The organism is Flavobacterium limnophilum, from assembly GCF_027111315.2.
GTDB lineage: Bacteria > Bacteroidota > Bacteroidia > Flavobacteriales > Flavobacteriaceae > Flavobacterium > Flavobacterium limnophilum.
In genome coordinates, this window is sequence record NZ_CP114289.2 from 3,859,964 (window position 1) to 3,875,775 (window position 15,812).

At 36.7% G+C, this 15,812-nt stretch carries 15 protein-coding genes; 14 read left to right on the forward strand and 1 reads right to left on the reverse strand.

The annotated features are described in order from the left end of the window. Nucleotide 1: 1 nt before the first annotated feature. From OZP13_RS16035 to OZP13_RS16085, 11 genes are all read left to right on the forward strand, one after another. Nucleotides 2-412 (forward strand): bactofilin family protein, encoded by a 411-nt coding sequence (locus OZP13_RS16035; RefSeq protein WP_281297827.1) that lies wholly within the window; start codon nucleotides 2-4, stop codon nucleotides 410-412. Continuing rightward, nucleotides 375-608: an AtpZ/AtpI family protein gene (locus OZP13_RS16040; protein ID WP_269241129.1), complete on the forward strand. Its 234-nt coding sequence runs from the start codon at nucleotides 375-377 to the stop codon at nucleotides 606-608. Before OZP13_RS16035 ends, OZP13_RS16040 begins: the two co-directional genes overlap by 38 nt. A gap of 7 nt (nucleotides 609-615) precedes the next feature. Then, nucleotides 616-1,014, forward strand: coding sequence for a hypothetical protein (locus OZP13_RS16045; protein WP_269241130.1), 399 nt, complete (start codon nucleotides 616-618; stop codon nucleotides 1,012-1,014). A gap of 117 nt (nucleotides 1,015-1,131) precedes the next feature. Then, a complete protein-coding gene (gene atpB, locus OZP13_RS16050) occupies nucleotides 1,132-2,274 on the forward strand; it encodes a F0F1 ATP synthase subunit A (RefSeq protein ID WP_269241131.1) in 1,143 nt (380 codons plus the stop codon). 105 nt (nucleotides 2,275-2,379) lie between these two features. After that, entirely contained in the window at nucleotides 2,380-2,571 is a 192-nt protein-coding gene (gene atpE / locus OZP13_RS16055) for an ATP synthase F0 subunit C (protein ID WP_073367797.1), read from the forward strand. Nucleotides 2,572-2,656: 85 nt separating this feature from the next. Continuing rightward, on the forward strand, nucleotides 2,657-3,157 hold the full coding sequence (locus OZP13_RS16060) for a F0F1 ATP synthase subunit B (RefSeq protein ID WP_281297828.1): 501 nt from the start codon (nucleotides 2,657-2,659) through the stop codon (nucleotides 3,155-3,157). 1 nt (nucleotide 3,158) lies between these two features. Continuing rightward, a complete protein-coding gene (gene atpH / locus OZP13_RS16065) occupies nucleotides 3,159-3,695 on the forward strand; it encodes an ATP synthase F1 subunit delta (protein WP_269241133.1) in 537 nt (178 codons plus the stop codon). Between the two features lie 16 nt (nucleotides 3,696-3,711). Further along, a complete protein-coding gene (atpA, locus tag OZP13_RS16070; protein ID WP_281297829.1) occupies nucleotides 3,712-5,289 on the forward strand; it encodes a F0F1 ATP synthase subunit alpha in 1,578 nt (525 codons plus the stop codon). Nucleotides 5,290-5,371: 82 nt separating this feature from the next. After that, on the forward strand, nucleotides 5,372-6,232 hold the full coding sequence (gene atpG / locus OZP13_RS16075; RefSeq protein WP_269241134.1) for an ATP synthase F1 subunit gamma: 861 nt from the start codon (nucleotides 5,372-5,374) through the stop codon (nucleotides 6,230-6,232). Between the two features lie 240 nt (nucleotides 6,233-6,472). Then, nucleotides 6,473-9,508: a TonB-dependent receptor gene (locus OZP13_RS16080; protein ID WP_281297830.1), complete on the forward strand. Its 3,036-nt coding sequence runs from the start codon at nucleotides 6,473-6,475 to the stop codon at nucleotides 9,506-9,508. 149 nt (nucleotides 9,509-9,657) lie between these two features. Next, a complete protein-coding gene (locus OZP13_RS16085; RefSeq protein ID WP_281297831.1) occupies nucleotides 9,658-11,295 on the forward strand; it encodes a T9SS type A sorting domain-containing protein in 1,638 nt (545 codons plus the stop codon). Nucleotides 11,296-11,369: 74 nt separating this feature from the next. Here OZP13_RS16085 and OZP13_RS16090 read toward each other — a convergent pair whose 3' ends face one another. Continuing rightward, complete coding sequence (locus OZP13_RS16090) at nucleotides 11,370-12,272, reverse strand: right-handed parallel beta-helix repeat-containing protein (protein ID WP_269241141.1); 903 nt, start codon at nucleotides 12,270-12,272, stop codon at nucleotides 11,370-11,372. Nucleotides 12,273-12,692: 420 nt separating this feature from the next. On the opposite strand from OZP13_RS16090, the gene OZP13_RS16095 reads away from it, so the two are divergent. From OZP13_RS16095 to OZP13_RS16105, 3 genes are all read left to right on the forward strand, one after another. Then, nucleotides 12,693-14,156 (forward strand): lipopolysaccharide biosynthesis protein, encoded by a 1,464-nt coding sequence (locus OZP13_RS16095; RefSeq protein ID WP_281299459.1) that lies wholly within the window; start codon nucleotides 12,693-12,695, stop codon nucleotides 14,154-14,156. A 55-nt stretch (nucleotides 14,157-14,211) separates the two neighbouring features. After that, entirely contained in the window at nucleotides 14,212-14,646 is a 435-nt protein-coding gene (gene dut / locus OZP13_RS16100) for a dUTP diphosphatase (protein WP_269241142.1), read from the forward strand. A gap of 104 nt (nucleotides 14,647-14,750) precedes the next feature. Beyond that, entirely contained in the window at nucleotides 14,751-15,761 is a 1,011-nt protein-coding gene (locus tag OZP13_RS16105; RefSeq protein WP_281297832.1) for a sugar phosphate nucleotidyltransferase, read from the forward strand. Nucleotides 15,762-15,812: the final 51 nt, after the last annotated feature.

The window sequence follows — 15,812 nt, forward strand, 5'->3', positions numbered from 1 at the left end:
CATGTTTGACAAAAAGACAAAATCATATACCGAACTCCTTGGAAAAACTAACCGAATTGTTGAAGGTACAACGATAAAAGGAGATATTATTTCCCAAGCCGATTTCAGGCTCGATGGTGAATTAATAGGCAATTTTCAATCCAAGGGAAAAATAGTCATTGGTCCCGCAGGAAGTGTTACGGGCGATATTATTTGCAAAAATGCCGACATCGAAGGAAAGTTCAATGGCAAGATTCAGGTTGCCGAAATACTGAACGTGAAACACAAAGCCATCATTCACGGCGAAGTAACCGTAGGGAAACTATCCGTGGAACCCGGCGCCGATTTTAGCGCTTCTTGCAAAATGAATACCAATTCAAAAACTGCCCTTTCAAATGATGGACAACCAAGACCCGAAGAAACGAACCAATAACAAATGGCTCGCACTGATCAATATTCCAATCCAAATGGGGGCAATTATTTTTTTGTTTTCGTATTTTGGAAATTGGCTGGACGGAAAGTATCCAAACCCACATAATCTATTTGTCAAAATCCTGACATTAGTGGGTGTTGCCATCGCTTTTTACAACATCAACAGGCAATTGAAAGACATCAACAAATCGTCATAAAACCCAAATGAATTTTAAAAAACACCAAGCCATTCTCGAGGTTTTGTTCCTTTCGGTTGTGGTTTATTTAGTACACAAGCTGGTTTTCTTCTTGAACGAGAGCAGCCCCAAGTTTCAAAATTTCCATTTTTCAATAGAAGTTGTGTATGGATTTTTCTTTGTTTGTTCGGTAGTTATTCTTTTTATTCTCATCAAGGTAAAAGAAAAAAATATTGATAATGTGGGCTATACATTTCTATTGGTAACGTTTATCAAGATGGCAGTTTCTTATGCTATTTTGTCACCCATACTACATTCAGGAAATCCCAACGTAAAAATCGAAAAACTGAATTTCTTCATCATTTTTGCCTTGTTTTTAACGATAGAAACCGTTGTAACCGCCAGAATCTTAAACAATAAGCAATAAATCCTTTTTAAAAAGTCAATTCTGCCAAAAAAAATTATTTAATGCTTTTGGCATATTAATTTAAAATGTACCTTTGCACCCAATTTCAGAAACTAAAAATTAAGATAATTAACAGTTATGGTGATTTCAAACAAACCACTTCAATTTATAATAGCGATTTTAATAGCCTGTCTTCCAGTATTTGGTTTCTCAAATACTCCAACGGAAACTACGCCAGCGCACACTGAAACAACTGAAGTTGCACACGAAGCAGCTCCAGCTTCTGGAGAAGAAACTTCGGAAATCAAGGAACAAATAAAAGAAGTTATTGGTCACCACGTTTTGGACGGTCACGAATTTTCTCTTTTTGCAGACAAAGAGACCGGAGCACACTACGGTTTCCCTTTGCCAATCATTCTTTGGGACAACGGAGTTCACATTTTTTCTTCTTCTGAATTCCACCACGGTGAAGCCGTTGCCGAATCAAACGGAAACTACTACAAATTACACCACGAAAAAATATACAAAACCGATGCTGCCGGAACATTAACCGAAGAGCACGGACATCCTACAAACGCAAAACCAATCGACCTTTCTATTACGAAAGGAGTTTTGACCATTATGGTTGTGGCTTTGTTGATGTTTTTATTGTTTACAAGTCTGGCGAAATCTTACGCCAAGAACGGAGGAATTTCTTCAGGTTTCGGAAGACTTTTCGAACCAATCGTATTGTACATCCGTGACGAAATCGCAATTCCAAACATTGGCGAGAAGCACTATAAAAGATATATGAGTTATTTGTTGACCATCTTTTTCTTTGTATGGTTCTTGAATATCTTTGGTTTGACTCCACTGGGAATCAACGTTACCGGAAATATCGCCATCACTTTCGGATTGGCGGTAATCACATTTATCATCACGACACTTACGGCCAACAAAAATTATTGGGGACACATTTTCTGGATGCCGGGTGTGCCAACTCCAATGAAAATTATTTTGGCGCCTATCGAATTATTGGGTGTATTCATCAAACCTTTCGCATTGATGATTCGTTTGTACGCCAATATTTTTGCAGGTCACGTAGTATTGATGAGTTTGATTGGATTGATATTTATTTTCAAAAGTTGGTTGGGAAGCAGCTTGTCATTCTTGTTGTCATTCGCTATTTCAATTATCGAAATATTAGTTGCCTTGTTGCAAGCTTATATCTTCACAATGCTTTCTGCTTTGTACTTCGGTTCAGCAGTTGAGGAGCATCATCACGAAGAAGCGCATCATTAAAATGTTTGTTGTTTGTTGTTTAGAGTTTGTTGTTTTGCAACAATAAACCATAAACCTCAAACCATAAACTTAACAAAGAATGTTTAATTTTTAATACATATTTTTATGGAAATTCCTAAAATCGTTGGAGCAGGATTAGTAGTTATTGGAGCAGGTATTGGTATTGGTAGAATCGGTGGTTCTGCAATGGATGCTATCGCTCGTCAACCAGAAGCTACTGGAAAAATTCAAACAGCTATGCTTATTGCAGCTGCGCTTATTGAAGGTATTGGATTTGCAGCTTTATTCGCTGTATAATTCTTCAAAACAAAAAGCTGTAACGGTTGGTTGCAGCTTTTGTTTAAAAAAATTAAATTAAAAGAATACAATTTAAAGAGATACTATGGAAAAGTTAATAAATGATTTTTCGTTTGGATTATTTATCTGGCAAACAATAATTTTTGTTGGATTGATTTTGTTATTGAAAAAATTTGCATGGAAACCTATTTTGGATGCCGTTAACGAAAGAGAAGAAGGAATCAAAAATGCCTTGCTTTCTGCCGACAACGCCAGAAAAGAAATGCAAAACCTTCAATCTGACAATCAACGTATTTTGCAAGAAGCAAGAATGGAACGTGACGCTTTATTGAAAGATGCACGTGAAATGAAAGATAAAATGGTTGCTGATGCCAAAAATGAAGCTCAAGCTCAAGGTTTGAAAATGATCGAACAAGCAAAAGCTGCCATCGAAAGCGAAAAAAATGCAGCCATGGCCGAATTGAAACTACAGGTTTCTACTTTGTCACTTGAAATTGCAGAAAAATTATTAAAAGACGAATTGTCTAACAAAGAAGCTCAAGTAAAATTAGTTGAGAAAATGTTGGGTGACGCTAAATTAAACTAATATGTCAAGTACAAGAGCAGCAATTCGTTATGCAAAAGCTATTTTAGAAATAGCAGACTCCAAAAGTGTCGCTTCTGAAGTGAGTGCTGATATGGCATTGATTGCATCAACAATAACATCGAATTCTGAATTGAGTTCTTTTATCCAAAATCCGCTTATCGTAACGGAGACTAAAAAGGATGTCGTTTCAGCAATTTTTGCTTCTGTCAATGCAGTAACCAAAAGTCTTTTCCAATTGTTGTTGGAAAACAAAAGATTTGAAATCTTGGACGGCATTGCAATAGAATACAACAAATTGTTTGATATCTTGAACGGTGTTGAAGTAGCCAAAGTTACCACAGCCATTCCAATGGATGCCGCTTTGGAAGCTAAAGTTTCGGCTAAAATAGCAACCTTTTCATCAAGCAAAAAAATCACGATTGAAAACACGGTAGATCCTTCCATCATTGGAGGTTTTATTTTAAGAATAGGCGACAAGCAATACAACGCTTCCATTGCCGACAGATTACAAGTATTAAAGAGAGAATTAAGTAACTAGTTATTTATAAATAATTATGGCGGAAATTAAACCTGCTGAGATTTCAGCAATATTAAAAAAGCAAGTAGAAGGTTTTGAATCTGGTGCTACATTAGAAGAAGTGGGTTCTGTACTTCAAGTTGGGGATGGAATTGCTCGTGTTTACGGACTTTCTAATGTTCAATACGGTGAGCTTGTAGAATTTGACAATGGTCTTGAGGCGATTGTATTGAATCTTGAAGAAGACAATGTTGGGGTAGTACTTTTAGGACCATCAACAGGAATCAAAGAAGGTTCAACCGTAAAAAGAACACAACGTATTGCCTCTCTTAAAACAGGAGAAGGAATTGTAGGTCGTGTAGTTAATACTTTGGGTCAACCAATTGATGGTAAAGGTCCAATCACGGGTGAATTATTCGAAATGCCGTTAGAGAGAAAAGCTCCTGGAGTTATCTTCCGTCAGCCAGTTACCGAGCCATTACAAACAGGTATCAAAGCAGTTGATGCAATGATCCCGGTAGGTCGTGGACAACGTGAGCTAGTTATTGGTGACCGTCAAACAGGTAAATCAACTGTTTGTATCGATACCATCTTGAATCAAAAAGAATTTTACGATGCAGGAAAACCTGTATTCTGTATATATGTTGCAATCGGACAAAAAGCTTCGACTGTGGCAGGAATCGCAAAAATGTTGGAAGAAAAAGGGGCTATGGCTTATACAGTAATTGTTGCTGCCAATGCTTCTGATCCAGCTCCGATGCAAGTATATGCTCCTATGGCAGGTGCTGCAATTGGAGAATATTTCAGGGATTCAGGTCGTCCAGCCTTGATTGTTTATGATGATTTATCTAAACAAGCCGTAGCTTACCGTGAGGTTTCTCTTTTATTGAGAAGACCACCAGGACGTGAAGCATATCCTGGAGACGTTTTCTACCTACACTCTCGTTTATTGGAAAGAGCTTGTAAAGTAATTGCCGATGACAGTATCGCCAAAGACATGAACGATTTACCGGACGCATTGAAAGGTATCGTAAAAGGTGGTGGTTCATTGACCGCTTTGCCAATTATCGAAACTCAAGCTGGTGACGTTTCTGCTTACATCCCAACCAACGTAATTTCGATCACTGATGGTCAGATTTTCTTGGATGGTGATTTGTTTAATTCAGGGGTTCGTCCAGCGATCAACGTAGGTATTTCGGTATCTCGTGTTGGAGGTAACGCCCAAATTAAATCAATGAAAAAAGTGGCCGGTACATTAAAATTAGACCAAGCACAATTCCGTGAATTGGAAGCGTTTGCAAAATTTGGTTCTGATTTGGATGCGGTTACTTTGAATGTAATTGAAAAAGGAAAAAGAAACGTGGAGATTTTGAAACAAAATCTAAACGACCCTTATACTGTTGAAAACCAAACTGCCATTATCTATGCAGGTTCCAAGAACTTGTTGAGAAATGTTCCCGTGAATAAAGTAAAAGAATTCGAAAAAGATTACTTGGAATTCTTGAACAACAAAAACAGGGCTACTCTTGATGCATTGAAAGCAGGAAAACTGACTGACGAAATTACAGACGTACTTGAGGCAGCAGCAAAAGAAGTTTCAGCGAAATATAACTAAGTGGGAAGTGGGAAGTTAGAAGTGGGAAGTTTTTTGCCCTTTTCTAACTTCCAATTTCTAACCTCTAACCTCTAATTTTTATATGGCAAATTTAAAGGAAATCCGTAATAGAATTACTTCCGTTTCATCGACGATGCAGATTACTGCCGCGATGAAAATGGTTTCTGCAGCAAAGTTGAAGAAGGCGCAAGACGCCATCACGGCAATGCGACCTTATGCCGAAAAATTGACGGAATTATTGCAAAACCTTTCGGCTACTCTTGACGGAGATGTGGGAGGAGAATTCACCAAACAACGCGAACTCAAGAAAGTATTGGTTGTTGCCATCACTTCGAATAGAGGTTTGTGTGGTGCTTTCAATACCAATGTAATCAAGGAAGTTAAAAACCGTGCCGATTATTACGCAGGAAAACAAGTTGATGTTTTTGCCATTGGTAAAAAAGGAAACGACATTTTGACCAAAACCTTAACCGTTGTGGACAATCAAAGTCAGGTTTTTGATGCATTGACTTTTGAGAACGTTACCAAAATTGCCGAAACATTGACCCAAAAATTTGTGTCTGGTGAGTATGACAAAATCGAATTGGTGTACAACCAATTTAAAAATGCAGCGACCCAAATTGTTCAAGTAGAACAGTTTTTGCCGTTGGCTCCAATAAAATCTGACAAACCAGCTTCTACAGGGGATTATATTTTTGAACCATCCAAAGAAGAAATCGTGTTGACCTTGATTCCAAAATCATTGAAAACGCAATTGTACAAAGGCGTTAGAGATTCATTTGCTTCAGAACACGGAGCGCGTATGACTGCAATGCACAAAGCAACGGACAACGCCACCGAATTGAGAGACCAATTGAAATTGACTTACAACAAAGCACGTCAAGCAGCGATTACCAACGAAATCCTTGAGATTGTTGGTGGAGCGGAAGCTTTGAAAGGATAAGAATCTTATTCGAAATATATTTAAGAGTCCCGCAAATGCGGGACTTTTTTTGTTTAAAAATTAATTTTACACAAAATTTATGTTGAACACAAATCACAAAATAATTATTGTTAAGCTAACAATAAGTTAACCTACTGGTTCTTTTTAAAATTTTTGTTAATCTCTATTTAACATTCATAAATTTCATTCAAAGTATTTTTGCCGTGATATTCCAGCATTTTTTTAATCAAAAATATTTCAATGAAATTATCTTACTTTATCACCCTTTTGTTTTTTTGTTCTTCCGTGTTTTCACAAAATTCCACGGCAAAAGATGTGGCAGATTCTTCTGTGACAGAATCAACAATTTCATCCACAACTGTAACACATTCGCCAGCTATTTCTAATGAAATTGACGAGTCTTCCATTATTACAGGAACTGTAATAGAGGAATCTACAGGGAGACCATTACCTGGTGTTCTTGTTGCAATAATTGGAACAAAATTTTCTACACATACTGATGCTCAAGGAAAATTTTATTTCAGAAAGATGCCTGCTGGACAATATATCTTGGAGTTTTCTTTATTTTCTTTTTCTACAAAAGTAGTTGATGAAGTTGTAGTTGTCGATAAAGAAGCAACCGTGTTGAATGTCTCTTTATCTGAAATGAATGGTGTTCTTGATGAAGTTGTCATTAAGACCGTAAAAGCAAAAACAGAATCGGTACAATCGCTTTTGACAATGCAAAAAAACAGCATCAGGGTTTCTGACGGGATTTCGGCTGAAAGTATCAAAAGAACTCCAGATAGAACAACATCCGATGTTTTGAAAAGAATTAGCGGAACAAGCATTCAAGACAATAAATTTGTAATTGTACGTGGATTGAATGACCGTTACAATACTACTTATTTAAACGGTTCACCGCTTCCAAGTACCGAACCTGACAAAAAAGCTTTTTCATTTGATATTTTTCCGGCTAACATGCTTGATAATTTAGTGATTAACAAAACGGCTTCCCCAGATTTACCGGGAGAATTTGCTGGAGGGATCATCGAAATAAACACAAAATCAACCCCTGAAAAAGATTTTCAATCCATTACGGTAGGAGCGGGATACAATACGATTACGACCAACAAAACTAAATTTCAAGCCAACGATATCAAAGTAGGATTGCCCTCTTATTTCCCTAGTTCAAATGACTTTATCGCTTTACAAAACTTGAAAACGGAAACTAGTATTCAACAAATAGCTACATTGGCAAAGAATTATCAAACCGATTGGAGTGTAGATGAAGGAAAATTCGATCCCAACACCAATTTTCAGTTCACTTTAGGGCGTTATTTCAAATTTAACGACACACAAAGTTTAGGTTTATTAGCTTCCGCAACCAACAATGTAACAAATGTCTTTGGAGTAGGAAGTCTAAAAGAGTATGAAACAGCGGGAGATCTCAGAAAAAGTTTCAATAGTAATAATTATAGGAAACAAAAATTGCTTGGTGCAATTGTAAATCTTTCTTTAAAGTTAAACACTAATAACAGATTTAGTTTCAAAAATTTATACAGTATAACCTCTGAAAGTAGATATACGGATCGTTTAGGAACTAGAAACGTTACAGATGTAGATCCTACTATAATGTCCAGTTCTACCAACAGATTATTTACCGAAAACAAAATTTACACCGGACAACTTATAGGAGAACATTTCTTGCCTGAAAACAAGATTAAATTAGGTTGGGTTGGTTCTTACAGCAATGTTCAAAGAGAAGTTCCTTCAGAAAGAAGAAACACCTATGACTACAAACTATATCAAGATGGAACCCAATCCGCGCCTACTGCGCCTTTTGCAGGGAATAATGTAGGTTTAGACAATCCTGGCTCTATTTTTACATCGAACAACAGAGAAAGCATTTTTAGCTCCAAGATTGACATCAGTAAAAAAATTGAATTTTCGGATAATTTTTCTGCCGATATAAAATTAGGTGGAATTACACAATCTCGTAAAAGAAAATTTCAAGCCAGACAGTTAGGGTATGTTCCATTTAGTGGTAGAGTTAATGGTGTAAATTGGTCACAGGATGACACTTTTGACGGCGCAATAGCAACCCTGCCAAATGCCACTATATTCAATTCGGCAAATATGGGAATTTTGTCGACATCACCGACTAATCTTAGTGGTTTGACTCTTTTTGAAGGCACCAAAGGGAGTGATTATTATGACGCAGAATCTAATTTAGACGCTGGTTATTTGATGATTGACAACGTGTTCAATAAATGGAGAATAATTTGGGGAGCTCGTGTCGAAAATTATTCACAGAATTTGAATTCTATAACTGAGGCGAATCTGCCTGTAGTTGTTGATGACACCCAACTAGATATTTTGCCTTCTTTCAACTTAATTTATAGTCTAAACAAAAAGCAAAACTTGAGGATGAGTGGCTCCAAAACATTGAACAGACCTGAATTTAGAGAATTAGCGCCCTTTTTGTTCTACGATTTTGACACTAGAATGAATACTTCTGGAAATCCTGAGTTAAAAATTACAGATATTTATAATGCTGATGTACGATACGAGTATTTCTTAGGAAAAGGGCAAATGCTTTCGGTTTCTACTTTTTATAAAAATTTTAAAAACCCAATCGAGCTACAAGCGTTGGCCAACAACTCCAATGTATATAAAAACGCTGCTGCAGGAACCAATTACGGTATCGAATTAGAGTTTAGACTTTTAGCAAGTACTTTGTTTGGAGCTAAGGAAAATAAATTTTTGGATGATTTGACTATTTTCTCCAATTTGGCAGTAATCCGTTCAGAAGTCGATATATCAAACCTTACTCCTACAGCAGTTAAAACCCCAATGCAAGGACAATCTCCTTATGTGTTTAACGCTGGATTGCAATACATTAACAAGGAGGCGGGATGGTCATTTGCAGCCAATACAAACAGAGTTGGCGACAGAATAACAATTCACGGAAACCAAACTACCGGAAACACCGCACCTGCATTTTGGGAAAAATCAAGAACATTTTTAGATTTTCAAATTGCAAAAAATCTTTTGAAAAACAAATTGGAATTAAAATTAAACGTTCGAAACGTATTAGCAGAAGATTTGGTTTTTTACCAAAACAACCATGACTTGCCTGGAGCCAAAGAAATTAAAGGATTTGATGCCTTTGTAAACAAAGTATTCACGGGTGATTCCCAAAACAAGAATGGATTTGATGCGAAAGTGGATGATGAAGTGAGTAGAAATACTTTTGGAAGAGTTTTTTCTTTTTCAATGACTTATAATTTCTAGAGACATTTAAAATATAGTACTTAAGAGCTTGTTTTTGAAACAGGCTCTTAATGTTTAGGAAACATAATGATATTGTTATTGTAACGCTCAGTTTACATAGTATTTACATTACAATCCTAATATTGCTAAAAAAATTAAACACACACAAAATGAAAAAAATTTACTTTTTATCAATGGTATTACTAGTGACTTTTACTGGTTTTGCTCAATTTACTACCACAACCTACAGAGGCGCATTTGCACCAGCACCAGAAGCCATGTGGACTGATACTTGGACAGAATTTGATCCTCAAAACAAAGTGTATCCAACACCAACAGTAACTATTTCTGCTAACATTACTGCAAATACTACTTGGACAGCCGGAAACACGTATTCATTAGGAGGTCAAATATATGTGAAAAATAATGCTACACTAACCATTGAGCCAGGAGTAATTATTCGTAGCAATGCTGCAGGTGCAGGTTTGTTTGTAACAAAAGGAGCTAAACTAATTGCTGAAGGAACAGTTGCGAGTCCAATTGTTTTTACCTCTGGAAATTCAGTAGGAAATAGAAGCAGAGGTGACTGGGGAGGCGTTATTTTATTGGGTAAAGGGGCTTTTAACATCAGTAATGGCATAAATACTATCGAAGGTATTCCTGTAATTCCAGGAAATACCGATACAGAATATGGTGGCGGATTAACTCCAGACGATAATGACAATTCAGGTTCTTTGAAATACGTTCGAATAGAATATGCTGGTTATACGTATGGTGCTTCAGGAAGTAATACAGAGATTAATGGATTGACAATGGGTGCTGTAGGGAAAGGAACTAAAATTGACTATGTTCAGGTTTCTTATGCTAATGATGACTCATTCGAATGGTTTGGTGGAGCAGTAGATTGTTCTCACCTTGTAGCTTTCAATGGTCTTGATGATGATTTTGATACTGATAACGGTTTCAGTGGTAAAGTTCAATTCTGTCTGGCTGTCAGACAGCCTTCTGCAGCAGACTCTTCGACTTCTAATTGTTTCGAGTCAGATAACAATTCAACAAGTGCGGCTGGGACAAGTTTTACCAGTGCTGTTTTTTCAAACTGTACTTTGGTTGGACCAACTTACAGAGCTACTTTGCCAAGTGGTGGTACTTTAAACACCAACCATAGAAGAGGAGCTCACTTAAGAAGAAACACACAACTTCAAATTTGGAATTCTATTTTTATGGATTTTGTTGACGGTTTAGTTGTTGATGGAAATACCACAACAGCAAATGCAACAAATGGTACTTTAAAATTCAAAAACAATATTATTGCAGGAATTGCAGCAGCAAAAGTGGCTGTTAAAGTAGAATCTCCAACAACAGCTTTTGATGTAGCTGCTTGGTTTACAGATAATAAAAACACAAGTCAAACAGCAAGTGCTGGGTTGTTGACGATGCCTTACAACACTGCTATTGGAAACCAATACACAGGATTAGATTACAGACCAGTTGCAGGTTCTATAGCTGCAAAAGATGCTGATTTTACAACATTGGCAAACGAAAAATTTGCTTCTAATGCTGAATTTTCTTTAAAAGTTTATCCTAATCCATCTACAGACAGCTTCAAAATCAATTACAGTTCTTCATCTAACGAAGATGTAAAAGTAGCTACTTATGACATTACGGGGAAATTAGTAGAATCTATTAACGTGGAATATGCAGACATCAATGACCAAGTAATGGGTAATGATTACAATGCTGGTGTTTACATCCTAGTTTTGAAACAAGGAAACATTAATAAATCTCTTAAGGTGATCAAAAAATAAAGCAATAGTTAAATATACTAGAAGAGTCCCACAAATTGTGGGACTCTTTCGTATTTATAGAAAACGGTCTATAATTAGTAAATTCTTGTAAATGATCCAGCTAGATTACCTGAAGCTGTACTTCCCGTAATTGTTATATGTCCTGTGTTTCCATTTCCGTCATAACCCCAAGCTTTGTTATTTGTTGCAGAGTTATCTGTACAAGTGTGAGGAACAGTTTGTGTACCACCACCTAGTTTGAAACCGTTTCCGTCACCAGTTGTTCCGTAGCCATTGTTTTGAGCTTTGCAATTTCTGATGGTCACTGTATAAGGTTGTCCGTATAAATCCCATCCATCATCAGAGTTATGGTATGCAGTACAGCTGTCAAAAACATTTCCTGCCCCTCCAGAAAGTTTGCACGCAAAACCATCTGCGTTTTCGCCGCCATTTGCAATATCATAATTTTCAGCAGAATAACAGTTACTTACCATATTATGATGAGCACCATTATATATTTGGATGCCTGAATCTTTGTTAGACAAAGCATTGATTTTGTAAATGTAGTTGTATCCACCAACTTGTAATACTAAACCGCAATCGGGTGCATTTTTAATAGTCATATTAGTTACATTCCAGTAACTTCCATTAAGTTTAACTCCCCAACCTGAAGCAATTCCTGAACAATCAAGAACACCTCCAGTTAAATTTATTTTAGAGGTTGAAGTTCCGCTATTTAATAATTGTAATGTGCTGGTTAATTTAATTGTTCCACTTATTGTGATAATATCTCCAGCAACGGCACTAGAAACTGCAGATTTTAAAGCAGTTTCTGTTGTTACGGTGGAGCTTTTTAAATTGGATGTGGTGCTTTTTACTTTGGTTGCAACGCTTTGTGTACTAGTCGCTGTTGTGGTTAAATCATCATTTTGACAATTTGCAAAAAGTAAAGAGAATAAGAGTAAACTGGAAATTTTGGTAATAATGGTTTTTTTCATAATAATTTAGTTGTTAATTTTTAGTGATTTGTTGCAACATTAATGTAATCGATTGCACAAAAATATTAAAAAAATTATGATATCATAATTTTTTTAATATTTTTTTCAATATATTTTTTTTTAACGCCAATTTTTTAACAATATGTAAAAAAACAAGAGTGTGCGATTTAAGTAATTTGATTTTTTTGAAATATTTAATCAACAAATAATTTTCTTTTGCTATTAAAATGAAAGAAAACATCAATTAAAAAATTGTCAAATTATAAAAAGGTTTGTTGACTTAAAATGATTTTCATTTAAAACCATTTTAATTTTAGTATTTTGAAATACCTTGACGGATTGGTTTTATTTGAACCAACAAAATCCGCATTAAACCAAAGAAATGGTTATTTTTGTCTCTTAAAATTAATAGACATACTCTTGGGATTATATAAAAACCTTTTCAAACAAACAGCTATTTACGGACTCGCAACGGTTTTGCCTCGAATGCTGAGTTTTTTGCTGGTTCGATTATACACGGGGATATTGCCCACGGCCGAATATGGCGAAGTTTCCATCGTGCTTTCCTGGATGGTTTTTTTCAACGTGATTTTGTCCTACGGAATGGAAACCGCTTTTTTTCGGTTTTATAATTCCGAAACCGACAAGCAAAACGTGATTGCCACCAGCACTATTTCCATATTTTGGTCTTCCATATTCTTCCTTTTTGGAGCCTTGATTTTCAGGAATTCTTTGGCTAATTGGGCCAATGTTGATGTGCAATATATCACTTATTCCATTTGGATTTTGGTGTTGGATGCCTTGGTTATTGTCCCGTTTTCGAAACTGAGAGCCAATCAACGACCGATGATGTATGCGGCCATCAAGATAGGAAATGTGGCTGTCAACCTCATTCTCAACATTTTCTTTTTATTGTATTTGCCAAAATTAGCCCAAGACAATCCTCATTCGTTTCTGGATGATTTATACATCGAAAACTTTGAAATTGGCTATATTTTTGTCGCCAATTTGTTGGCCAGTTTATTGACATTGGTCGTGCTTTCGCCCAATTATCTTTCCTTGAATCGAAAATTCGACAAGCTGCTTTGGAAAAAAATGATGCAATACGGTTTGCCAATTCTGGTGGCAGGAATCGCCTTTGCGGTCAACGAACATTTCGACAAAATTTTATTGGGTTATTTGCTGCCGGAAAATATTGCCAAATCAGAAGTTGGGGCATATTCAGCTTGTTATAAATTGGGATTGTTCATGGTTTTGTTTGCCACGGCTTTCCGTTTAGGGATAGAGCCTTTCTTTTTCAGTCATTCCGGCAACGAGAACGCACCACAGACCTACGCCGTTATCACCAAGTATTTCGTGATATTGGGTTCGTTGATTCTTCTTGGCGTGATTGTTTTTGCCGACCTTTTGAAACTCCTGTTGCTCGACAACAAATCCTATTGGGAAGCGATGAAAGTCGTGCCGTTAATCATTTTGGCCAACTTCTGTCTGGGAATATACAACAACCTTTCTGTTTGGTATAAACTCACCGATAAAACTCATATTGGTGCTTATATTTCTATCGTTGGGGCTGTATTAACGCTGATTTTGAATTATCTTTTAATCCCAAAATACAGTTATTATGGCTCGGCCATTGCCACCATTGCCGCTTATGGCAGCATGATGATTATCTCCTATGTTCTCGGAAACAAGTATTACCCAATTCCTTATGACATGAATAAAATTGGCGGCTATTTAGGTTTGTCAATTCTATTTTCGGTGATTTCTTTCTATGTATTTGATGGAAATTATTTCGTTGGAATCCCATTACTAATCGGGTTTATGTATTTTGTTTATCACAACGAGAAAGAAACCATATTAGGCATTTTAAAACGAAAAAAATAAAAATAATTCTGTAGAGACGGGTTTGAAACCCGTCTCTACAATACAAATACACCAAATGAAAATCAACATTATCAACAAATCGCAGCACGACTTGCCCAATTACGAAACCATGGCCTCGGCAGGAATGGATTTGCGTGCCAATCTAACTGAATCCATAACCTTGAAACCATTGGAAAGAACCATCGTAAAAACAGGACTTTTCATCGAATTGCCCATTGGTTACGAAGCCCAAGTTCGACCAAGAAGCGGCTTGGCGGCCAAAAAAGGAATCACCGTTCTCAATTCGCCTGGAACTGTCGATGCGGATTACCGCGGAGAAATTGGCGTGATTTTGGTCAATTTATCCAATGAAGTTTTCGTTGTCGAAAACGGAGAGCGCATTGCCCAACTCATCATCGCAAAACACGAAAGAGCCGAATGGATTGAAGTTCAGGAATTATCCGAAACTTCAAGAGGAGAAGGCGGTTTTGGAAGCACGGGAGTGAAGTAAGTGTTCAGTGTTCCGTCGCAGTTAGCAGATTTAAATAGAATATTATAGCAGTAAGTATTAGTTTAGTCTTAATACTTAATACTCAAATCTTAATACATTAAAAAATGAAAATAATAGTACCAATGGCTGGACGTGGTTCCAGATTAAGACCACATACATTAACCATTCCAAAACCCTTAATTCCAATTGCCGGAAAACCAATCGTACACCGTTTGGTTGAAGATATTGCAGGCGTTTTGAATCAGGATATTGAAGAAATTGCCTTTATCATTCACGAAAGTTTTGGAAAAAAAGTAGAGGAAGACTTAATCGCCATTGCCGAAAAATTAGGATCAAAAGGAACGATTTATTACCAAAACGAAGCGCTGGGAACGGGTCACGCCATTATGTGTGCCAAAGATTCCTTGAGCGGACCGGCCGTTATCGCTTATGCAGACACCTTGATTCGTGCCGATTTCGATTTGGATCAAAATGCCGACAGCGTAATTTGGGTAAAAAAAGTAGATCAACCGGAAGCTTTTGGCGTGGTCAATTTGAACGAAGCCAATCAAATCATTGAATTGGTCGAAAAACCAAAGGAGTTTGTTTCAGACCTTGCCGTTATCGGGATTTATTATTTCAAGGATGTTGCCGTTCTGAAAAATGAATTGCAATTTGTTTTGGACAACAACATCATCAACGGTGGTGAATATCAAATTAATGACGGAATCAAGCAAATGATGGCTAAAGGCATGATTTTTGTGCCTGGAGAAGTTGCCGAGTGGATGGATTGCGGAAACAAAGACGTGACGGTTGAAACCAATTCCAGAATGTTGGGATTTTTACATCAAGACGGAGAAGATTTAGTTGCCAAAAACGTAAAATTAGAAAACGCAACCATCATTCCTCCTTGCTATATTGGGGAAGACGTGATTTTGATTAACGCAACAGTTGGGCCAAATGTATCTTTAGGAAATGGATGTCACGTTGTGGATAGTTCCATAAAAAACAGTTTGGTGCAAACCCATTCGCATATCAAAAATGCCAAGTTGGACAATGCGATGATAGGAAGTCACGCCAGTTTTGACGGTAATTTTACCAGCATCAGCATTGGGGATTATTCGGTGTTGGAGTAATAAAGAGGTGTTAATTACGATTGAAAATATAACAAATAAGGCTATTTACTT